This is a genomic window from Metapseudomonas cellulosilytica, assembly GCF_049334135.1.
GTDB lineage: Bacteria > Pseudomonadota > Gammaproteobacteria > Pseudomonadales > Pseudomonadaceae > Metapseudomonas.
The window spans coordinates 22310-43644 of record NZ_JBHZGN010000023.1 but is presented as its reverse complement, the minus strand read 5'-3'; the positions used below and the strand labels follow the sequence as shown (position 1 = coordinate 43644).

The 21335-nt window shown below is 67.2% G+C and carries 13 protein-coding genes and 2 pseudogenes; 7 read left to right on the top strand and 8 right to left on the bottom strand.

What is annotated here, in order from left to right:
• Positions 1-229: 229 nt before the first annotated feature.
• Positions 230-670 (bottom strand): CopD family copper resistance protein, encoded by a 441-nt coding sequence (locus tag ACFW0H_RS23695; RefSeq protein ID WP_422916295.1) that lies wholly within the window; start codon positions 668-670, stop codon positions 230-232.
• A gap of 408 nt (positions 671-1078) precedes the next feature.
• Between ACFW0H_RS23695 and ACFW0H_RS23690 the strand changes: the two genes are divergently transcribed.
• The 6 genes from ACFW0H_RS23690 (at position 1079) to ACFW0H_RS23665 (ending at position 6340) form a co-directional block, all read left to right on the top strand.
• Positions 1079-1855 (top strand): ABC transporter substrate-binding protein, encoded by a 777-nt coding sequence (locus ACFW0H_RS23690; RefSeq protein ID WP_422916294.1) that lies wholly within the window; start codon positions 1079-1081, stop codon positions 1853-1855.
• 92 nt (positions 1856-1947) lie between these two features.
• On the top strand, positions 1948-2637 hold the full coding sequence (locus ACFW0H_RS23685) for an ABC transporter permease (RefSeq protein ID WP_422916293.1): 690 nt from the start codon (positions 1948-1950) through the stop codon (positions 2635-2637).
• Between the two features lie 16 nt (positions 2638-2653).
• Positions 2654-3352 carry an ABC transporter permease gene (locus ACFW0H_RS23680; protein ID WP_422916292.1) on the top strand — a complete coding sequence of 233 codons (699 nt, stop codon included), beginning with the start codon at positions 2654-2656 and terminating at the stop codon, positions 3350-3352.
• A gap of 10 nt (positions 3353-3362) precedes the next feature.
• A complete protein-coding gene (locus ACFW0H_RS23675) occupies positions 3363-4475 on the top strand; it encodes a succinylglutamate desuccinylase/aspartoacylase family protein (RefSeq protein ID WP_422916291.1) in 1113 nt (370 codons plus the stop codon).
• 18 nt (positions 4476-4493) lie between these two features.
• Positions 4494-5258: an ABC transporter ATP-binding protein gene (locus tag ACFW0H_RS23670; protein ID WP_422916290.1), complete on the top strand. Its 765-nt coding sequence runs from the start codon at positions 4494-4496 to the stop codon at positions 5256-5258.
• 173 nt (positions 5259-5431) lie between these two features.
• Positions 5432-6340 (top strand): MurR/RpiR family transcriptional regulator, encoded by a 909-nt coding sequence (locus ACFW0H_RS23665; RefSeq protein ID WP_422916289.1) that lies wholly within the window; start codon positions 5432-5434, stop codon positions 6338-6340.
• Between the two features lie 55 nt (positions 6341-6395).
• Here ACFW0H_RS23665 and recD read toward each other — a convergent pair whose 3' ends face one another.
• The 6 genes from recD to ACFW0H_RS23635 form a co-directional block, all read right to left on the bottom strand.
• Positions 6396-8426, bottom strand: a complete 2031-nt coding sequence (gene recD, locus ACFW0H_RS23660) for an exodeoxyribonuclease V subunit alpha (protein ID WP_422916288.1) — start codon at positions 8424-8426, stop codon at positions 6396-6398.
• Positions 8423-12058 (bottom strand): exodeoxyribonuclease V subunit beta, encoded by a 3636-nt coding sequence (recB, locus tag ACFW0H_RS23655; RefSeq protein ID WP_422916287.1) that lies wholly within the window; start codon positions 12056-12058, stop codon positions 8423-8425. Before recB ends, recD begins: the two co-directional genes overlap by 4 nt.
• Positions 12055-15456 (bottom strand): exodeoxyribonuclease V subunit gamma, encoded by a 3402-nt coding sequence (gene recC / locus ACFW0H_RS23650; RefSeq protein WP_422916286.1) that lies wholly within the window; start codon positions 15454-15456, stop codon positions 12055-12057. The genes recB and recC overlap by 4 nt, the downstream gene beginning before the upstream one ends.
• A 260-nt stretch (positions 15457-15716) precedes the next feature.
• A complete protein-coding gene (locus ACFW0H_RS23645) occupies positions 15717-15893 on the bottom strand; it encodes a hypothetical protein (protein WP_422916285.1) in 177 nt (58 codons plus the stop codon).
• 903 nt (positions 15894-16796) lie between these two features.
• On the bottom strand, positions 16797-18194 hold the full coding sequence (locus ACFW0H_RS23640) for a sigma-54-dependent transcriptional regulator (protein ID WP_422916284.1): 1398 nt from the start codon (positions 18192-18194) through the stop codon (positions 16797-16799).
• Complete coding sequence (locus tag ACFW0H_RS23635) at positions 18194-19651, bottom strand: sensor histidine kinase (RefSeq protein WP_422916283.1); 1458 nt, start codon at positions 19649-19651, stop codon at positions 18194-18196. Before ACFW0H_RS23635 ends, ACFW0H_RS23640 begins: the two co-directional genes overlap by 1 nt.
• 374 nt (positions 19652-20025) lie before the next feature.
• On the opposite strand from ACFW0H_RS23635, the pseudogene ACFW0H_RS23630 reads away from it, so the two are divergent.
• Positions 20026-20607 (top strand): annotated as a pseudogene (locus tag ACFW0H_RS23630) (hypothetical protein); the annotation flags it as partial.
• A gap of 30 nt (positions 20608-20637) precedes the next feature.
• Here ACFW0H_RS23630 and ACFW0H_RS23625 read toward each other — a convergent pair.
• Positions 20638-21039: pseudogene (locus ACFW0H_RS23625) on the bottom strand (hypothetical protein); the annotation flags it as partial.
• Positions 21040-21335: the final 296 nt, after the last annotated feature.

Here is a 21335-nt window from a genome sequence, read left to right as displayed (position 1 = left end):
GTAGCGATGACAGCAGGTTTTATATAAGTGGGCTTTGGGCACATTGCCAGCAACACCAGACTTGGAGCGGCATTGGCAGGACAAGCGGCAATTTCCTCTCTCCCTCCGGGCAACGGAGCATTTTCGGTCGTGCTGTCGACTCCCCCGCCACCGCCTGGCCTCCTACGGATCTGGCAATAAGGGTTATTCCAGGCGCTTGTGTGCAGCCGCAGGCAGGACGCACACCGCCCTACCAACTCACCAGGAACATCGCCTTGGCCAGGAACAGGATGCCCAACATCTGCGCCAGCACACTGTAATGGATCAGCCGTGAGCGGGCCGGGGTCAGGCGCCCTGTGTGCATCAGATAGACCACGGCGATGAAGTGCCCGAGGATGCCGAGCGCCAGGCAGATCTTCAGGGCCAGCAAGGTGCCGAAGCTGCTGGCGAAGGGGGCCTGCAGCGCCGAGCGGTAGTGCCAGGCCAGTCCCAGGCCGGCGCCATAGAGCGCCAGGACCACCCAGTGCATGACCTTGCGCGCCCGCTGGCCGAGGGCCCGGGAAAGGTGGTCCCGGGGCGCCGCCTCCAGGCTTCGTGCGGCGCGGCTGAGGATCATCACTTCGAAGAACACGCCGCCAATGAAGAACGCGGCCGCCGTCAGGTGCACGAACTTCAGCAACAGATAACCCACCTCTCCTCCTCTGGCCCAAGGCCGCCTCGCCGATTGAGCTGACGATCATGCCGGGCGCCGGCGACGGCGCCATGATCCGGATCAAGCTCCGGTGGCGGCGTGGCCGCGATTCCCTCAGCCCAGCGACTCGCGCCGACCACTGCGGCACTCCATGCAAGGTCCAGGAATAGCGCAATGACATTTTTAATGTCACACAGTTGATCAATGACACAAAACATGTCATTCATATGCGCACCTCAAGCAGCCGACCTGGCCAACCTGTCCAGATCGGGCGCCGCCTACTCACAAGGTTCGGAATGACGTTGCGTCACCTGACGCCGCGCTTGAGCCAACGCTGCCCTCGAAAAACGCCGCTCAGGGCATTTTTCAGGCACCGATCCCCAAACGCCCCTCCGAGGAGTCAACAAGATGAACAAGATCGTACTTCTAGGCGCCCTGGCGCTCGCCGCCTTCAGCACCCTGGCCTCGGCCGGCCAGGACACCCTGCGCATCGGTATCGAAGCCGCCTACCCACCCTTCGGCTTCAAGACTCCGGACGGCAACATCAGTGGTTTCGACTACGACATCGGCAACGCCCTGTGCGCCGAAATGAAGATCAAGTGTGAATGGGTCGAGCAGGAGTTCGACGGGCTGATCCCGTCGCTGAAAGTGCGCAAGGTCGATGCGGTGCTGTCCTCGATGTCGATCACCGAAGACCGCTTGAAATCGGTGGACTTCAGCAAAAAGTACTACCACACCCCCGGCAGGCTGGCGATGAAGGCCGGTAGCGTGATCAACGACCCGCTGGTCGACCTCAAGGGCAAGAAGGTCGGCGTGCAACGCGCCTCGACCTACGACCGCTACGCGACCGATCGGTTTGAACCAGCGGGCATCGAAGTGGTGCGTTACGCCTCGCAGAACGAGGCCTTCCTCGACCTGGCCGCCGGACGCCTGGACGCCACCCTGGCCGACATCATCAATATCGACGAAGGCTTTATCAAAACGCCGGCTGGCAAGGGATTCGCCCTGGTCGGCCCGGCCTTCAGCGACCCCAACTACTTCGGCAGGGGTGCCGGGATTGCCTTCCGCAAAGGCGATAGCGCGAACGCCGCACGCTTCAATGCCGCCATCGACGCCATCCGTGCCAATGGCAAGTACCAGCAGGTGCAAGCCAAGTACTTCGCGTTCGACATCTACGGCGAGTGATTGCCCACCTGTGATGCCGGCGCCTCTCCGAGAGGGGCGCCAGTTCTCGTCTTACCGCGCGCCTTGGGGCGCATCGCATGAGGAACTCGATCATGCTTCACGGCTATGGCCCGACCATTCTCGATGGTGCCTGGCTTACCCTGAGCCTGGCCCTGAGCTCAATGGCCCTGGCGATCACCCTGGGTCTTGTCGGGGCCGCCTGTCGACTGTCACCGCTGAAGTGGCTGGCGCTGCTCGGCGAAAGCTACGCCACCCTGGTTCGCGGCCTCCCTGATCTGGTGTTGATCCTGCTGATCTTCTATGGCGGCCAGGACCTGGTGAACCGTGTGGCCCCCTTGCTCGGCCACCCCGAGTACATCGACATCAATCCCTTTGTCGCTGGTGTCTGCACCCTGGGCTTCATCTTCGGCGCCTACTTCTCGGAAACCTTTCGCGGTGCCTTCATGGCGATCCCCAAGGGCCAGGGTGAAGCCGCTGCAGCCTACGGCATGGCGGCGACAAAGACGTTCTTCCGCATCCTGGTGCCGCAGATGATCCGCTTCGCCATCCCCGGTTTCACCAACAACTGGCTGGTGCTGACCAAATCCACCGCACTGATTTCGGTGATCGGCCTGCAGGACATGATGTTCAAGGCCAAGAACGCAGCGGATGCGACCCATGAGCCCTTTACCTTCTTCCTGACCGTGGCGGGGCTTTACCTGGCGCTGACCAGTCTTTCCCTGCTGACCCTGCGCTACCTGGAAAGGCACGTCTCGGTCGGCACAAGAGCCGCCGTTCTGTAAGTACGGGAGCGATTGCATGAACTTCGACTACAACCTGATCCTGGCCAACCTGCCGCTCTACTTCGGTGGTGTTCTGGTAACCCTGTCGACCCTGCTGGTTTCCCTGGCAATCGGCCTGGCACTGGCCATTCCACTGGGGCTGCTGCGGGTCTCCCGCTCGCCTTGGCTGAACGCTCCGGCCTGGCTTTACACCTATGTGATCCGCGGCACCCCGATGCTGGTGCAACTGTTCCTCATCTACTACGGCCTGGCGCAGTTCGAGGCGGTGCGGGCGAGCGTGCTCTGGCCCTACCTGTCCAACGCCACCTTCTGCGCCTGCCTGGCCTTCGCCATCAACACCAGCGCCTACACCGCGGAAATCCTCGCCGGCAGCCTGAAGGCCACGGCTCATGGCGAGATCGAGGCGGCCACGGCCTCGGGCATGTCGCGCCTGGCCCTGTACCGGCGAATCCTCCTGCCCTCGGCACTGCGCCGGTCACTGCCGCAGTACAGCAACGAAGTGATCATGATGCTGCACACCACCAGCCTGGCGTCGATCGTCACCCTGATCGATATCACCGGCGCGGCGCGCACCGTCAACGCGCGTTTCTATCTGCCGTTCGAGGCCTTCATCACTGCCGGCGTTTTCTACCTGACCCTGACCTTCATCCTCGTGCGTCTGTTCAAGCTGGCCGAGCGCCGCTGGCTGGCGTACCTGGCACCGAGAAAGCATTAAGGATTCGCCCATGGAACACATCCAACACAGCCTGCCCTGGAGCGCCCCGGGCACCGAGCGGAGCCTGTCGCTCTTTCGTTTTGGCAGCGGGCCGCGCAAGGCCTACATCCAGGCATCTCTGCATGCCGACGAATTGCCCGGCATGCGCGTGGCGGTGGAACTCAAACGCCTGCTGGGCGAACTGGAGGAGCAAGGTCGCCTGGCCGGAGTGATCGAGCTGGTCCCGGTGGCCAATCCGATCGGCCTCGCGCAGATGATTCAGGCGACCCACCAGGGTCGTTTCGATTTTGCCAGCGGGCAGAACTTCAACCGGGAATTCCCGCAACTGGCCGGGCTGGTCGCGCCCCAGCTCGAGGGCCGGCTCGGCAGCGACGCGGCCGACAATGTGAAGCTGATCCGACGCCTGATGCGCGAGGCCATCGATGCATTGCCAGCAGCTACTTCGCCACTCGACGGCCTGCGTCGCCTGCTGTTGCTGCAGGCGTGTGACGCCGATCTGGTGCTCGACCTGCACTGCGACTTCGAGTCGATCATGCTGCTCTATGCCTTGCCCCAGCACTGGCCAATCCTGCGCAGCCTGGCCGCGCACCTGCGCGCCGGTGCCGCGCTGCTGGCCGAAAGCTACGGCGGCAACGCCTTCGATGAAGCCTGCGCGGCGCCCTGGCTGCACCTGGCCGAGCGCTTCCCGACTGCGAACATTCCGTCAGCCTGCGTGGCCACCACCATCGAATTGCGTGGCATGGCCGATACCGACCGGGAGCAGGCCGAGGCCAGCGCCCAGGCCATTCTCGCCTTCCTCGCCGAACAGGGATTGATCGAAGGTGATCGGCCCGACGCGCCGGATTGCCGCTGCGAAGCCACACCCTTCGCCGGCGCGCAGTACGCCTGTGCGCCGCATCCGGGTGTGGTGAGTTTTCTGCAACCGCTCGGTACGCGGGTCAAGGTGGGAGACCCCCTGTTCGAGGTTATCGATCCGCTCAGTGATCGCCGCAGCGTGGTCCTGGCCAGCACCGACGGCATCCTCTACGCCCGCGAGCGCCTGCGCTTCGCCCAGCCTGGCCTGTGGCTGGCCAAGGTCGCCGGCCGTACTCCCATTCGCCACGGTCGCCTGCTCAGCGACTGACTTCACGAGGCAACCCCCATGTACAGACTCGAAATCGACAACCTCCACAAACGCTACGGCGATCACGAAGTGCTCAAGGGCGTGTCCTTGGCCGCCAAGGCGGGCGACGTCATCAGCCTCATTGGCTCCAGCGGCTCGGGCAAGAGCACCTTCCTGCGCTGCATCAACCTCCTGGAACAGCCCCACAGCGGTTCGATCAAGCTCAACAACGAGGAACTCAAGTTGCAGGCCGACAAGTTTGGCGGCCTGAAAGCGTCCGATCCCAAGCAGCTGCAGCGCATGCGCTCGCGCCTGGCCATGGTGTTCCAGCACTTCAACCTGTGGTCGCACATGAGCGCCCTGGAAAACGTGATCGAAGCGCCGGTGCATGTCCTCGGCGTGCCGAAGAAGGAGGCCATCGAAAAGGCCGAGCATTACCTGGCCAAGGTGGGTGTGGCCCATCGCAAGGACGCCTATCCGGCGCACATGTCCGGCGGTGAGCAGCAGCGCGTGGCCATCGCCCGTGCCCTGGCGATGGAGCCGGAGGTGATGCTGTTCGACGAACCGACCTCGGCGCTGGACCCGGAGCTGGTGGGTGAAGTGCTCAAGGTCATGCAGGATCTGGCCGTGGAAGGCCGCACCATGGTGGTGGTGACCCACGAAATGGGTTTTGCCCGCGAGGTGTCCAACCAGCTGGTGTTCCTGCACAAGGGCCTGGTGGAAGAGCGTGGGTGCCCGAAAGACGTGCTGGCCAATCCGCAGTCCGACCGCCTCAAGCAGTTCCTGTCCGGCAGCCTGAAATAGCGCCAGGCTGGACGGGGGCGCGCGGGAAGCGGCCTGCCGGGGATCATTGCGAGATCTCTGGCAGGGCCGTGCATTTGCTCCACCGGCTTCGGATACACTTCAGCCCGACTCATGCAGGTCGGCCAAGCCGGGCGCTTGCGCCTCCCAGACACTTTCAGAAGCGCTGATTACCCATGCCTACCGCCCCCAAGAATGCAACGGTCTATGCCGCACCGGTGATGCGCAAACTGACGGAGCTCGCGCCGGAATTGCAGCCGTCGCTGCGCAAGGTTGCCGACTTCATCCTGCGTCATCCCCTGAAGGCCGCGACCCTGACCATCGAGGAACTGGCCCAGGAGACCGGCACCTCGCCTTCAGCGGTCAACCGCCTGGCCAGGGTGATGGACCTGGGGGGCTACACCGGTCTGAAGACCGAGCTGGTCGTCACCTTGCAGCAGATGGTTTCCCCGGTCGACAAGCTGCGCAACGAGCTGGAACAACGCGCCGGTGGCGAGTTCGGCCTGCATGAACAGATCCGGATTGCCAGCAGCAACCTCGGCAGCGCAGGCGCCAACAACCCCGCGACCACCTTCGAAGCCTTTGTCGACCGCCTGACCAAGGCGCGCAAGATCTTCGTCCTCGGCTTTGGCAACAGTGCCTACCTGGCCGGCCTGGCCGCCGCCACGCTGACGCCGTTCTGCGCCGACGCAACCGCCATCAGCATGGAGGGCGGCAATGAAAACGCCGCCTATCGCCTGGCGGCCATCACCGATCAGGATGTGCTGCTGGCCATTACCCTGCCGCGCTATTCGCTCGACACCCTGCAACTGGCGCGCTTCGCCATGGAGCGAGGCGCCACGGTGCTGGCGATCACCGACTCACCTGCATCGCCGCTCTGCAACATCGCCGAACACGTACTCTTCGCTCCCGCCGATCACCCGGTCCTGACCAGTTCCAACATCGCCGTCCTCGCCCTGATCGAAGCCCTGGTGGCAGGCGTCATGGCGCGCAACAAGGAGGCGGTGAAGCTGGCCACCGAACTGACCGAGAGCGTGATGTCCTACCTGCACATGCCGACCGGCCGCAAATCGCCGAAGAAGTAAGCAGGCAGCGCCGCCGAGAGGCCAAGGTGCGGAACAGGCAAGGCGAAGCGGCCCGTCACCCCAACGCCTCACGCAGGCCGCTGCGGCGTTCGACGCGACGCTGCACCGCCTGCTCGAAAATCCCCGCGCGGCTCTCCACCAGGCTGAACCAGTGGCGGGCGCGGGTGATACCGGTGTAGACCAGCTCCTTGGTCAGCACCGGGTTGAGCGTGTCGGGCAGGATCAGCGCGCAGTGGGCGAATTCCGAGCCTTGGGATTTGTGCACGGTCATGGCGAACACGGTTTCCACCGCTCCCAGGCGGCTCGGCAGGATGTAGCGCAGGGCACCGCTGCCATCATTGCGCGGGAACACCACGCGCAGCACCTGGCGCGGCTCGGCGCCGGGGGACTCCGGCGGTTCCGGCAGGCGCAGGGCGATGCCGATATCGCCGTTCATCAGGCCCAGGCTGTAGTCGTTGCGGGTCACCAGCACCGGGCGGCCTTCGTACCAGCCATGGTCCTGAGCCAGCAGGCCGCGCCGCAGCAGGGCCTCGGCGATGCGCTGGTTGAGTGCCTCGACGCCCCAGGGGCCCTTGCGCACCGCGCAGAGCAACTGGAAGCGCTCGAAGTCGGCCAGCACGCCGGCGGCCCAGCGTTGCCAGCTGTCCTCGTCGGCGCTGGGCGCCGGACGCTGCTGGTGCATCCGCTCCAGGTAGTGGGCATAGCCGACCGGGCGCTCTCCGGCAGCGGACAGGCCATCCAGCAGCAGCCGCTCCAGGGCGCGGTCCTGTTCGTCGGCAAGGCGCAGCGCGTGCAGGTCGGCGCTGCCGGCGGCGAGGGTAGTGCGCGCGGTGCCGGCGTCGCCGACGTTCACCGCGCGAGCCAGGCGGCCGATGCCGGAGCCGCTGTCGAAGCGCCGCGAGTGGCGCAGCATGACGATGTGCTGGGCCAGCGCCTGGTCGTCATTGCCAGGGCGCAGCGCCGGGTCGTCCAGGTGCTCGCCACTCTGCTGTTCCAGCCAGGCCCGGGTCGACTGGCTGTAGCAGCCGGCCTCGGCGTCGCGGCAGAGGTCGCCGAGCACCGCGCCGGCTTCCACCGACGCCAGTTGATCCTTGTCGCCGAGGAGGATCAGCCGCGCGTGGGCAGGCAGCGCGTCGAGCAGGTTGGCCATCATTTCCAGGTCGATCATCGAGGCTTCGTCCACCACCAGCACGTCCAGCGGCAGCGGGTTGCCGGCGTGGTGACGGAAGTGGCGGCTGTCCGGCAGGCTGCCGAGCAGCCGATGCAGGGTGGTCACCTCGGTGGGGATGTGCTGGCGCACCGCCTCGGCCACCGGCAGCGAGGCCACCTGGGCCCCGATGGATTCGGTCAGGCGCGCAGCGGCCTTGCCGGTGGGGGCGGCCAGGCTCAGGCGCAGCGCCTGGCCGGCGTCCAGCGCCGCTTCCTGGAGCAGCGCCAGCAGGCGCACCACGGTGGTGGTCTTGCCGGTGCCGGGGCCGCCGGTGATCAGGGTGAAGCGCCCCTGGGCCGCCAGGGCGCAGGCCAGCTTCTGCCAGTCGGTGCGGCGCACGCCATCGAGCACCAGCGGCTCGGGGAAGAGTGTGCCAAGGCGCTGCGCCAAGTCGCCGGGCGCGGCCGAAGCCTGCAGGCGTTCGGCGATTCGACCGGCCACGCGGCGCTCGTAATCCCAGTAACGACGCAGGTAGAGGCACTGGCCAGCCAGCACCAGCGGCGCGGCATCCTCCCCCGCCAGCAGCGGGCTGCCGGTAAAGGCGGCCAGCCACTCCGCCAGTTCCAGGCCGGCGAGGAGTTGCGAGGGTAGCAGCGCGGCGTTCTCGGCCTCCTCACCCTCGGGCGGCAGGGAGAGGGCGAAGTCCGGATCGGCGAGGGTCGTGGCAAGGTCCAGGCAGACGTGGCCCTGGCCGAGCTGGTGGCTGGCCAGGGCGGCGCCGAGGATCAAGAGTGGCGGCGCGGTCGGGTCCAGCTCGGCGAAGAACAGCGCCAGGGCACGGTCCAGCTCCCGCAGCCAGCCGCGCTCGGTCCAGGTGGCGAGCAGGACCAGCAGTTCACCACGCTCGCGCAGTGTCTGGGACAGGTGTTGGCTCATGCCGCGGTCTCCTCGTGCTCGCCTTTGAACAGGGCATCCAGGGTTTCGATCAGTTCCCGCGGCGGGCGGGCCAGGTACAGCCCCTGCGATGGCGCACGCAGGAACAGGTAGAGCGCGCCCCCCACGTGACGGTCGTAGGCGTAGTCCGGCAGGCGCAGGCGCAACTGGCGATGCAGGGCCAGCAGGTAGAGCACGTACTGCAGGTCGTAGCGCTGGCTGGCCATGGTCGCCGCCATCGCCTCGACGGTGTAGGCGGACTCGTCCGCGCCCAACCAGTTGGACTTGTAGTCGGCCACGTAGTAGCGGCCGTCATGCTCGAACACCAGGTCGATGAAGCCCTTGAACATGCCATTGAGGGTGTCCGGTCGCAGCGGCGGGCGTGCCACACCCGGCAGTTCGAAGCGCTGCACCAGGGCGTCCAGGCGCGTCACGTCGACGCGGCTGGCCTCGAACCAGAACTCCAGCTCCGGCTGGTACTGGTCGAGATTGGCGAGGCTGGCCGAAGGGCCTTCGCCGAGCCCCAGCGGTTGGGCCAACAGCGCTTGCAGCCATTCGTGCAGCGGCTCGATCCAGCTTTCCAGGCCACGCCGGTTGCAACGCCGCGCCAGGAGTTCGCGCAGCTCCGCGGGCGCCTCGGCCAGCCGGGCGAAGCCTTCGTCGGCGGCCATTTCCAGCAGGCCATGGAGAAAGGTGCCGGGGTTGGGGCCACGAGGGAAACGGTGCAGGCCGCGAGCGCCCGACGGCAGCTGGGCCTGCGCCAGCTCGGGACTCTCGTCATCGGTGGAGTTCTGCATGGCCGGGCTATCCGGCGCGGCGTCGTCATGCCGGGTCGCGGGCGGCAGGTCGCCCTCCTCCATGCGCAAGGCGCTGTAGGAAGCGATCCACCAGTGTTCGGCGGCGCTGCGTTGCGGCGTGCGCCATACCGGCTCGGCGCGTTCGACCACTGCCGGGCGGTAGAGCTGCGCGGTGGCCTCGGGGGCGACCTGCACTTCACTGCGCGGCAGGTCATTCAGCGGCGCCAGCCACTGGCCGAGCGCCGCGCTCTGGGACAATACCTCGCCGCCGCCCAGCAGGTAGCCGATGGCGGAATCGTGCAGGCGCGACTTCTTCGCGTTGCCGATCTTCAGGTCGGCGATGCCCAGCCAGCAGGCGTGGCGGGCGCGGGTCAGGGCCACGTAGAGCAGGCGCAGGTCCTCGCCCAGGCGTTCGCGCTCGGCGCGCGCCAGGGTGTCGTCGTCGGCGCTGAGCACCAGCCGACGACGCTCGCCGTCGTGCACCTGAAGCGGCTTGCCGCCATCCAGCGGACGGAAGGCGCAGATGAAAGGCAGGAACACCAGCGGGTACTCCAGGCCCTTCGACTTGTGGATGGTCACCACCCGCACCAGGGCTTCGTCGCTTTCCAGGCGCAGCACCTGTTCCTCGGCCGCCTGCCCATCGCCGCCGAGCAATTCGCCCAGGTGGCGGATCAGCGCCAGCTCGCCATCCAGCTCGGCGGCGGCCTGCTGCAGCAGTTCGGCCAGGTGCAGCAGGTTGGTCAGCACCCGCTCGCCATCGACGCGGCCCATCAGGCGCTGCGGCAAGTGGAAGTCCTGCAGCAGCTGGCGCAGCATCGGCAGCACGCCCTGGCGCTGCCAGCGCTGGCGGTAGTCGCGGAACTGCATGACGCGCCGTTCCCAGATGCGCTCATCGAGGTTGAGCTGCTCCAGTTCAGCCAGGTCCAGGCCGAGGGTGGCGCTGGCCAGGGCGGCGCGCAGCGGGCGGTCCTGGTCCGGCTCGGCGCAGGCGCGCAGCCAGAGCAGCAGGTCGCGGGCTTCCCGGGCGTCGAACACCGAGTCCTTGTCCGACAGGTAGACGCTGCGCACCCCGCGCGCGGCGAGTTCGCCGCGAATCGCCTGGGCCTCGTTGAAGTCACGCACCAGCACGGCGATATCGCTCGGCCGCAGCGGTACCGAGTCTTCGCCCCTGGTGAAGCCGGCGCGGCCCTGCTGGCCGAGGTCGAGCAGGCGCACAATCTCGCTGGCGGCGCCCGCGGCGAAGGCGTCGAGGTAGGCGCCCTTGGCCAGCGGCTCGTCGCTGTGCAGATGCCAGAGGTCGAGGGCGGTCTGCGCCTGGCCGTCCACCGTCCAGACTTCCTTGCGCCCCTGGGCGCCGACTTCGAAGAACGGCAGCTCGTTGCGCCCCTCTTCACGGAAGAGGAAGGCGCCGCGTCCGGCCTCGCGCTCCTCGGCGAGGCGGAACACCCGGTTCACCGCATCCACCATGGCCTGGCTGGAGCGGAAGTTGGTGTCGAGGCTGTAGTGCCGGCCTTCGGTCGCGCGGCGGGCACGCAGGTAGGTGTGGATGTCGGCGCCCCGGAAGGCGTAGATGGCCTGCTTGGGGTCACCGATCATGAACAGGCCGCAGTCGCTGCGACTCGCCTCGACCTGGTAGAGGTAGTCGAAGATCCGGTATTGCAGCGGGTCCGTGTCCTGGAATTCGTCGATCAGCGCCACCGGGAACTGGCGGCGGATCACCTCGGCCAGGCGCTGGCCGCCTTCCCCCTGAAGGGCCGCGTCGAGACGCGTGAGCATGTCGTCGAAGCCCATTTCCGCGCGCTGGCGCTTTTCCTGGTCGAAGCGCTGGCGCACCCAGGCGGCGGCATGGCGCAGCGCCACTTCGGCCGGGTCGGCCAGGCCGTCGAGGCGCGCCTGCAGGTCAACCATGGCATCCAGCGCCGGGTGGCGGGGAGCGTCGCCCTTCCAGGCTTCGGCCAGGCCGTCGGGGGTCAGGCGGCTGAAGCCGGTGCCCAGCTCCAGCTGGGCATCGGCGCCCGTCGCCCAGGCCCGCAGCTTGTCGCACCAGGGTTGGTAATAGCGCGCCTGGATCTTGCGCGCATCCACCTGCTTGGCCGCCACGGCGGCATCCAGCAGGTTCTGCAAATCGTTGGCCCACTGTTCCCAGGGCGCCTTGAGCGCCGCCAGTTCCGTCTCGCGCTGTTGCAGGACCAGGTCGAGCAAGGTGCCGAGGGCCTGTGCCGCAACCGCCTCGCTCTCGCCCAGCAAGGGGCGCAGGCGTGCACCCAGACCGGCGGGGGTTCCCCAATGGCGCGCGACCCAGTCCAGCGCGGCGCCATCCAGCGGGTAGCAGTGCTGGCGCCAGTAGTCACGCACCACTTCGGCCAGCAGTTCGCTGTGATCGGTTTCCAGGGTCTGGCTGAACAGGCTGCCGCTGTCGAAAGCGTGTTCGCGCAACATGCGCTGGCACCAGCCGTGGATGGTGGAGACGGCGGCCTCGTCCATCCACTGGGCGGCCAGTTCCAGGCGCCGGGCACAGGCCGGCCACTGCGCAGCGGGGAAGTCGGCACGCAGCAGTTGCAGCAGGCCGTCGCCCTCCCCTTCGCCGCGAAAGCTGGCGGCCGCCTCCACCAGGCGCGCACGGATGCGGTCGCGCAATTCGCGGGTGGCGGCATCGGTGAAGGTCACCACCAGGATCTGCGGCGGCAGCAGCGGGTTCGCAAACGCCGCGTCGCCGCCATGGCCGAGGATCAACCTCAGGTAGAGCGCGGAGATGGTGTAGGTCTTGCCGGTCCCCGCGCTGGCCTCGATCAGGCGACTGCCGTGCAGGGGAAAACTCAGGGCAAGGGGACGGCTCATGCCTGGGGCTCCTCGATGCGGGTGGGTTGGCTGTCCAGCAATGGCCGGTAGAGCACTTCGCTCCACTGCGCGAAGGCGCCATCGGCACTGAGCGCGGCGAAATCCGGGTACTGGCGCGCCAGACTGGCGCTGCCGGTCACTTCGCCGGTGAGGTTGTAGCCGCCTTCGTAGACGTTGCGGGCCTTGTCTTCATTGGCCTCCTGCAGCCAGGCGATGGCGGTCTTCAGCGCCACCGGCAGCGGCGCGCGCATGCCCTCGGTCCAGGCTTGCAGCCAGGTGCGCAGGATGGTCGCGGCATGGTCGGCATCCAGCGGTGCGAACTCCAGCGCACAATCCTCGCCCACCAGCAGGCTGCGCAGGCTCACGCCGCTGGCGGCGGCCACCACATGGCCGACGAAGGGGCGCAGCAGGCGATGCCATTTCCAGCTCTTCTCCTTGGCCAGGGCGCTGGGCAAGAGTTCGATGCGCGCCAGGCTGCCATCGGCGCCCTCGCGCAGCCCGCCGAGCCAGCCGGAGAGCTGCACTTCGCCCTGGGCGAAGTCCAGTGGCCGTGGGGATTCCACCGGCTGCGGCCAACGGGCGCAGAGGCTTGCGTAACGTTGCAGTTGCGCCGGCAGCGGCTCCACCAGCGACTCGCGGCACTGCTCGCCGAAGCCGGCGAGCGGCAGGCGGCCGCTGCGCTGCATGCGTTCGGCGGCCGCCAGCAGCGCATCCTCGGGCACCTGGGCCAGGCTCGCCGCCTTCAGCAGCTCGTCCTGCAACTGATAGCGCTGCAGGCCGTCGAGGGCGAAGGGTTCGCTGTCCAGCTGCGGCTGCTCTTCTTCGTCGAGATAGGCCTTGAGGCGGCGGGTGAAGAAGTACTTCACCGGGTCACGCAAAAAGCCCTGGAGCGCCTCCAGGCCGAGTTGCCCGCCATCCTGCCAGGGCGGCAGCTCTCCGGCCTCCGCCCTTTCCACGGGCTGGCCATGCAGCGCGGCCCATTCGCGGGCGTAGCTGAACAGCGCCGGGTCATCGCCGAAGTAGCGGCGGCTGAAGGGCTGCAGGGGGTGTTCGGTGGTCAGGGCGTGCAGCAGATCACCCTCGCCGGCCAGGGTCCAGGCATTGCCGAGATGGTCGCGCAACTGGCCGACCAGTACCGACGGCGGGCGTTCGCTGTTGTCACGGATGCTGCGGCCCACCCAGCTGACGTAAAGCCGGTCGCGTGCCGCCAGCAGCGCTTCGAGCAGCAGGTAGCGGTCGTCTTCGCGGCGGGAACGGTCGCCGGGGCGGTAGTCCGCCGCCATCAGGTCGAAATCCAGTGGCGCCTGGACCCGCGGGTAATCGCCATCGTTCATGCCCAGCAGGCAGACCAGGCGGAAGGGAATGGCGCGCATCGGCATCAGGGTGCAGAAATTCACCGCACCGGCGAGGAAGCGCTGGCTCAGGCGCCCCTGGTCGAGGTTGCCCAACCAGGCTTCGCGCACCACCGCCAAGGGTACGGGCTCGTCCAGGCCGCCGGCCTCGCAGAGCTCCAGCCAGCCATCCAGCGCGTCCAGCAACTGGTTGTGCAGCACTTCGTCGCGTTCGCCGCACGGCCGGAAGAAGTCCTCCAGCAGCGCGCGCAGGCGTTCGCCCCAGCCCTTGGGCGTGGCGTCCTGGCGCAGCGCTTCGAGCTGGCGTTCCAGGGCATCGAGCAGGCGCGTCAGCGGACCGATCAGCACCGCGTCCAGGCCGCCGATCTCGTCATAGGGTTCGATACCGGCGTAGGCACCGGCACCGCCCACGGCATAGCCCAGCAGCATGCGCCGCAGGCCGAAGCGCCAGGTGTTCTGCTCCAGCCCCTGGCCCAGGCCCAGCGCCTCGCGCTGCCGCGCGTCCAGGCCCCAGCGGACGCCCGCGCCCTCCAGCCAGCGGCGCAGGGTCGGCAGGTCGTCCTCGGCGATGGCGAAGCGTTCGCGCAGCGCCGCCACGTCCAGCAGGTCGAGCACCTCGCTGACGCTGAAGCGGCTGTCCGGCAGGCGCAGCAGGTGCTCGACGGCGATCGCCAGCGGTTCCTTGCCGCGCAGCCCCTGGTCCGCCAGGGTGAAGGGGATGCGCCGCGCATCGTCCGCGCCGAACTGGCCGAACACAGCCTGGATGTGCGGCGCATAGGTGTTGATGTCGGGGACCATGACGATCACGTCGCGCGGCCGCAAGCCGGGGTCCGCGTTGAAACAGGCGAGCAACTGGTCGTGGAGGATTTCCACCTCGCGCTGGGCGCTGTGGGCGATATGGAAACGCAGCGAATGGTCGCGTCGGGGATCGACGGCCGGCCAGGTGCTGCGGCTTTCCGCCACCGGGCGCAGATCGAGAATGTCGTTGTGCAGCTGACCGAGCAGGCTGTCCGTCGGCGCCGGGCTGAACAGGTCGATGCGTTCGAATTCTTCGCGGTAGCGCTGGGGTTCGTCGTACTGGTCGAGCAGGTTGATGTAGTCGCGCCCCTGCTTGCCCCAGGCGGCCAGCAGCGGCTGCGCGTGCTGGTGCAGCTCGTCATCGCCGGGCAGGCCGGCCTGGCCGGGCTTGCGCTGCTGGCGCCGGTACTGGTGACGCAGCAGGTCCTTGTCTTCGACGATGTCGCCCCAGTGGTGCTGGCAGGGGTTGTGCACGCAGAGCATCACCTGGCTGAAGCGCGCCAGCGCCGCCAGGGCCTCCAGTACCTGGGCCGGCAGCGACGAGATGCCGAACACGGTGATGCGCCGGGGCAGGCCGGGCGGCGGCGCGTCCAGCTCGCGCAGCCGCGCGATGAAGCGCGGGTGGACGCCGGCGCGGCTCTCGGCCAGGTGCTCGTGGCCGACGTCGGCCAGCAGCGCACGCCAGAGTGCCGGCTGCCAGCGCGAGGCTTCGTCCAGCGGCTGTTCACCGCCACGGGAGGTGCGCAGGCGGTCGCGTCCCTCGGCCCAGTCCGCCAGCCAGTCGGCGCGGTAGACCTGGTACTGGTCGAAGAGGTCGGCGAGGCGCTCGGCCAGTTGGTAGCGCTTGCGCATGTCCTGGTCGTCGGCGAGGAAGCGGCGCAGCGGGACGAAGGCCTCGTCAGCCAGCAACGCGGGCAGCAGGCGCATCAGGCGCCAGGTCAGCGGCGCCTTGTCCAGCGGCGACTGCTGCGGGATCGCCTCGCGCCCCAGCACCGTGCGATAGGCCTGCCAGAGGAAACGCGCCGGCAGCTCCACCTGCAGCGCCGCGGCGATGCCGCAGCCATCCTGCGCGGCCAGGGCCAGCTTGAGCCACTGGGCGATGCCGTTGCTCTGCACCAGCAGCACTTCGTCTTCCAGCGGGCGCAGCGGGTAGCGGCGCATCCACTCCACCGCCAGGGCGCGCAGCTCCTCCAGATGGTTGCCATGGATGACGATCATGCCGGGCGACAGCTCCTGGCTTTGCTGCATCTGCGAGCTCCTGGGAAAGACGAACGAGAGTGCCGGCGGGTCCGGGACGCCGGCACGGCGCCGAGAGGTTAGCCCAGATGGCGGCCGTGCCCCAGCCCTGTCGGCCGCTGAAACGACAGAACCCCCGGTGGCCTGGGCCTCCGGGGGTTCTGTCTGGCGCGCCCGTGGGCGCGGTGAAGATGGGTGACGTCCATGTCGCTTGATCTCATTCTGCCATCATGCAGTCAGGCAGCGCTACCGGTAAAAACAGTTCTCGTTCATCACCTGTGGGAATGCCGGAAGGTTTCGGCATCGTCCAGGGTGGTATCGAACAGGGGATCGTCCGGATCGCGTTCCAGTTCAAGGTCGACGCAATCGGGGTCGATCAGCCAGCGCGGCACCTCAGGCTGGCGTTTGCTGTCATTCCCGGAAATGCCGCTGCTTCGTTCACTGCTCATGCTGCACCTCTTTCGACCGACAGGGTCCGTGAACATTTGAGTGGCACAGGCGGGACATTGTTCAGCAGACATGACCGAGTGTCGGGCGCGAATGACGATCGGGTGGTGCCGAGCATGTCCTGCCACTGACCTGGCCCCAGCTTGCGGGAGCGAATTCGTTGGCTATGTCTACGTTAACTGTTGCTGGAACGTCCTGAGCCAAGCTGCTTATCGAGTGTGCGGCGTGTCCCTGTTTCGCCTCCCGGCGAGTCTCTTTTTTCAGTCGCCAAAAAAGAAACCAAAAAGGCTTGCCCCTGCATCCGGCCCCGGCTGCGCCGGGGTGACCAGCCTTCGGCTGTTACTGCGTTTCCCTCGCTCCATCGTTGCTCCGGGGGCCCGGCGTGAGGGGCCATCCATGGCCCCGCACGCCTCTCGCGGCATCCATGCCGCTCGTCCCCCTGCGCAACGATTCCGCTCGGCCTCCTGACGGGGCGAAGTCGCTGCCCCACCTTTTTTCGCACAGGTTCAGACGCTGACCAGGCATCAGGATTGCTGCGCCCTGTCAGGCGCGAGTCACCCCTCTCCCCCCGGGAGAGGGGCCGGGGGAGAGGGAGGTGTCAGGCGGGTGCGGAGGTATGAAGGAGCCGTACTAGACCCTTCTGTTCGGCGCTGCAATAGCTAACTCAGACATAGCCCGTTCGTTCGCCATGGACCGCCCGGGCTTCCCGAAAGCGAAGACGCCAGCCCGGGGGCTGGCGTCTGGAATAAGAAATCGGGACCAGTGTGAGGGCACCGGCCCCGGTGGACGATGACGCGATGCGAGCAGGATCGCGGCCCGGCCACAAGGATCTCCTCCTCCCGTGGTGGCGAGAGGGAGTTGCTAGGGAACAGTGGCGCCGTCAGGCGCCGGGGCAAGGTGGCGGATCAGTGACGGCGATCCGGCCTGACCAGGCCCAGTTTCTCGATTCGGTAGCGCAGCATGTCCCGCGTCAGGCCCAGCAGGCGGGCGGACTTGGTGACGTTCCAATCGGTCTTGTCGAGCATGCGGATGACCATGTCGCGCTCCGCCTCGGGCTCGCCGCCATGGCCGTTCCCCGGATCGCGGTAGCGGCTGCCGTGGTCCTCCACCAGGGTCGGACAGATGTGCAATTGCGCGGCGTTCACCAGGTTTCCCTGGGCCAGCAGCGCGGTCTGCTCCAGCATGTTGCGCAGCTCGCGCACATTGCCCGGCCAGCTGTAGCCGAGCAGCAGGTCCTCGGCCTCGGCGGAGAACTGCAGCCCCGGCTTGCCGTACCGCTTGCCGTGCTGCCTGAGGAAATGCCGGGCCAGCAGCAGGATGTCGTCGCCCCGGGCATACAGGCGCGGCACGCGGATGGAGATGATGCGCAGGCGGAAGAACAGGTCCCGGCGGAACCTGCCCTGCTGCACCATCTGCTCCAGGTTGCAGTTGGTGGCGCTGATGATGCGCAGGTTGACCTTGCGCTCCTTCACCGAGCCGATGCGGCGGATGGTGCGGTCCTCCAGCAGCTTGAGCAGCTTGGCCTGGAGCACCAGGTCGATCTCGCCCACCTCGTCGAGGAACAGGGTGCCGCCATCGGCCGCTTCCACCAGGCCGAGGCGACGGTCCTTGGCGTCGGTGAAGGCGCCCTTCTCGTGGCCGAACAGCTCCGCCTCCAGCAGATGCGCCGGGATCGACGCGCAATTGAACTCGACGAAGGGCCCGCTGCCCCGCGCGCCGTCGAAGTGCAGGGCGCGGGCGATCAGTTCCTTGCCGGTGCCGGTCTCGCCCTCGATCAGCACGGCCGGCAACTCGGCGTCGACCATGCAGCTTTCGGCGTCCAGCAACTGGCGCACCATGGATTTGACTTCGAGCATCGCCGGCGACTCGCCGATCAGCGCCGCCAGCCCGGCGTCCTGGGCGGCGCGGCTCTGGTAGAAGTCCAGCTTGTGCTCCAGGCGCTGGGCCTCCAGGGCCTTGTCCAGCAGCAGCTTGAGCTCGGCCAGGGCCACCGGCTTGGTCAGGTAGTGGAAAGCGCCGGCCTTCATCGCCTGCACCGCGTCCTCGATGTTGCCGTAGCCGGTCATCATGATCGGCTTGACCTGCGGCGCGCTGGCGCTCACCTGGCGGATCAGCTCATGGCCGCTCATGCCCGGCAGGGAGTTGTCGGTGAGCAGCACATCGGGCAACTGGCTGCGCAGCAGCTCCAGCGCCTCCTCCGCCGAGTGGCAGACCAGGGCCTCGAAGTTCTTGCGCTCGAGGTAGGTCTGGATGTTGCCGGCCAGCAGTTCATCGTCTTCGACTATCAGCACGCTGTGTTCCATCAACTCCGCCCCCCAGCGACCTTGAAGTTCAGGCAGATACGGGTTCCCTCCCGCTCGCGGCTGGTCAGGCTGACCTGGCCACCGAAGCGTTCCATGATGCGTTTGACCATCACCAGGCCAACGCCCAGGCCGCCCTGCTTGGTGGTGTAGTAGGGCTTGAAGGCCAGGGTTTCCTGCTTGCGCGACATGCCCTGGCCGGTATCGGTGATGGCCAGCAGCAGGCGCTTGCCACTGCCATCGGGCCTGAGCTCGATACGCAGCAGGCCGCCGTTGGGCATCGCCTCGATGGCGTTGGCGAACAGGCTGTTGAGCACCTGTGCCAGCAGCACCCGGTGGCTGACCACCGCCGGCGCCGCCTCGGCGTGGAACTCCACGCGCACGCCGGAATGGCGGATCTGCTGGTCGAAACCGTGCAGCGCCTCGCTGATCACCGCCACCGGCTCCACCGCCTCGCAGTCGCCGGAGAGCGGCCGCGCCGAGATCAGCAGCTCGCGCACCCACTTCGACATGCGATCCACCTGACTGATGATGTCGCTGATGTTCTTGCGCACCGGCGGGTCCACCAGCTCCTGGGCCAGTTCGGCGCTGGAGCGGATCGCCGCCAGGGGGTTGCGCAGGCTGTGGGCCACGGCGGAAGACATTTCCCCCAGGGCGACGAAGGTTTCGTTGGCGATCAGCTGGCTCTGCTGCGAGGCCAGCAGGCCCGAGGCCCGGCGCACGATCCAGTAGAGGCCGAGGTAGATCAGCCCGCCGCCGATGGCGGTGGCCAGCCAGATCAGCACGAAGCCGCGCTGGATTCGCTGCACCAGGTCGCGGGGCTCCTTGTAGATCTCCACCACCGAGGCCACGTTGCCGGCGTCGTCCTGCAGCGGGATGTAGTTCTCGATGAACAGGGTGCGCGGGGCGCGGAGGAATTTCTGCTCGCTGCGCCCACCGGTGACCTCGTCATAGCTGGACGCCACCTGGGTCGGCGAGGAGAAGGCCTGCTCCAGGTCATCGTTGCCGCTCATGTCCTTGCCCACCAGGTTCGGGTTGGTGGACCAGACGATCACCCGGTCAGCGCCGTAGATATTGGCCAGCAAGGCGTCGGGCAGCATGGTGAGGTGATCGAGGAACTCGTTGCGCGCCCGCTGCCGGGCCTCGAGCAGGCTCTGCGGCTGGTGCCCGTCCTGGCGGGCATCGAGCAGCTCGCCCATGGTCATGCTCGCCGGCAGGGCCACATGGCGGATCTCGGCCGAGGCGATCGACTGGATAAACTGGGCGCTCAGCAGGGCGTCGCGTTCGATGCTCTCGGTCACCACGAAGCGGGTGGAGATGATGCCCAGGCCAATGGCCACGCTGGCGATCACCACCAGGCTGACCAGCGAGAACCAGCGCAGCAGGTTGAACTGCGGGGGTGGCGTATCGCCGGTCTTTCCGGTGGTGTAGCGATCCCAGATCACTGACAGAGTGCTCATGGAAGCCTTCCTATCCGTTGCGTGAGGGGTTTGACCCGTCGTGCCAACCGGGCGGCCTTGGACGACAGTGTCGCTGCATAAACCAGGCCGGTTTCCCCCTGACCGCCTGAAAGCCCCGCCCCGTGCGGTTCCCCCGCAAATCCCCAGGTCTTCCCCGGCGTCCCCACCACCCCCAGATTCACCCAATTGTGGGTGGACTCCCCCACCTTTCCGGTGGGCCTGGCGGATTTCTTCGCCACGGTAATAAGCCTTGTGTGGCGCGGCCTCGCGGCCCGATTCCGACCTGCTGGCACGCTCGTTGCGGAGGGCCCGGCAGCCGGCCTGTGGCAACGCGAATTCGCAGGGAGGCGCCCACATTGCAAGAGGGAATGCTCATGCAACGCACACTCCGCAAGGCCAGTTTTCCGTTCCTCATCGTCGTTGCGGCCGGCCAGTCCCAGGCGGCGCTGTTCGACGTAGATCCCGGCCCCTACGACCCGGCGCGCGGCTCCTTCGCCGCCTGGTACCAGGACACCCACGGCCGGACCCTCGACCTCTGCCTGTCCAAGGCCGTCAGCTCACGGGGCGGCGTGGACACCGAAGAAGTGGTCATCCTTCCCTAAGCGAACCCGGAGCCGAGCGCTCTAGCGCCAGGAGGCAACATGAACAAGTGGTCCAGCCTGTTCTTCACAACCCTGGGTCTCGCAATCGGTGGCACCGGCGCGGTCCAGGCCGATCTCAAGGCCGTCGACCCCGGGCCCTACACGGCCGCCACCGGCCATTTCCCCCAGTGGTACCAGGATGAGAACGACCTCAGCGTGGAACTCTGCCAGTCCCGCACACAGAGCTCGCGCGCACCGGGCTCCTACATGTGCACCCTGCTGCCGGAGCCGGGCCTGTACGACGACACCCAGCCCATGGTGTTCCCCAACAACTGGCCCAGCGAGCTCTTCTGGTTCATGGCTGAAGCCAGCATCCCGACAGTGGGCAACAACGGCTACGAGCTTGGCCTGGTAGGCCAGCAGGTTCTGCAGGTTGATGGTCAGGCAGTCGCCGGCGGCCACCCGCAGCACCAGCGGACGCGGGCGCTTGTCCGGGCGCAGTGCCACTTCGCCGGGCACGGCGGCGCCGCCCCGGCTTAGCGGCACGTCATTCTTGTCCAGCACATCGCGGCGCAGGGCGAGCATCATGCCGTTGATGTTCTGCGCCCCCAGGCGGTTGAACATCAGCGGTTGGTCCAGCGCCACCACGTTGGCCACCAGGTTCCGCTCGCAGCGGATCGCCGCCCGGGCGTCCTCGGTGGAAAAGAGCGCCCCCAGCAACAGGAGGGCGCCCCCCAGATAGAGAGCTGCCCTCGGGGCACCATCGGAAATAGGGTTTGCACTGCTCGAAGGGGGAGTCCGTTTCATCTTGGCTGACCTCGGTATCAGGTGCACGGATGCCAATAGAGGGCAGGACTTCCCGAGCAATGCCTGTGTCACCACAGGAAAGCCTTTGGATTCAATCGCTTGCGACCAGAGAACGCGGATGGGCCAGAATTTCCCCCACCCGATTCCCACCCATTTCCCCGGTTTTCTGGGGGTTGGGGCGAAGATGGTGGTGCGGGTCGGCGTGTAGGGTGGATAACGCTCTTTTATCCACCAGCGAAGTCAGGCGGGACTCCGATGGTGGACAGAAAAGCGCTGTCCACCCTACCCGGCTGATG

What these genes read in the sequence shown, in the direction of transcription:
- ACFW0H_RS23640 (WP_422916284.1), bottom strand. Translation starts at nt 18,194, where the DNA reads ATGGAACACAGCGTGCTGATAGTCGAAGACGATGAACTGCTGGCCGGC.
- ACFW0H_RS23645 (WP_422916285.1), bottom strand. Translation starts at nt 15,893, where the DNA reads ATGAGCAGTGAACGAAGCAGCGGCATTTCCGGGAATGACAGCAAACGC.
- ACFW0H_RS23680 (WP_422916292.1), top strand. Translation starts at nt 2,654, where the DNA reads ATGAACTTCGACTACAACCTGATCCTGGCCAACCTGCCGCTCTACTTC.
- recD (WP_422916288.1), bottom strand. Translation starts at nt 8,426, where the DNA reads ATGAGCCAACACCTGTCCCAGACACTGCGCGAGCGTGGTGAACTGCTG.
- ACFW0H_RS23685 (WP_422916293.1), top strand. Translation starts at nt 1,948, where the DNA reads ATGCTTCACGGCTATGGCCCGACCATTCTCGATGGTGCCTGGCTTACC.
- ACFW0H_RS23635 (WP_422916283.1), bottom strand. Translation starts at nt 19,651, where the DNA reads ATGAGCACTCTGTCAGTGATCTGGGATCGCTACACCACCGGAAAGACC.
- ACFW0H_RS23690 (WP_422916294.1), top strand. Translation starts at nt 1,079, where the DNA reads ATGAACAAGATCGTACTTCTAGGCGCCCTGGCGCTCGCCGCCTTCAGC.
- ACFW0H_RS23675 (WP_422916291.1), top strand. Translation starts at nt 3,363, where the DNA reads ATGGAACACATCCAACACAGCCTGCCCTGGAGCGCCCCGGGCACCGAG.
- ACFW0H_RS23665 (WP_422916289.1), top strand. Translation starts at nt 5,432, where the DNA reads ATGCCTACCGCCCCCAAGAATGCAACGGTCTATGCCGCACCGGTGATG.
- recB (WP_422916287.1), bottom strand. Translation starts at nt 12,058, where the DNA reads ATGAGCCGTCCCCTTGCCCTGAGTTTTCCCCTGCACGGCAGTCGCCTG.
- ACFW0H_RS23670 (WP_422916290.1), top strand. Translation starts at nt 4,494, where the DNA reads ATGTACAGACTCGAAATCGACAACCTCCACAAACGCTACGGCGATCAC.
- recC (WP_422916286.1), bottom strand. Translation starts at nt 15,456, where the DNA reads ATGCAGCAAAGCCAGGAGCTGTCGCCCGGCATGATCGTCATCCATGGC.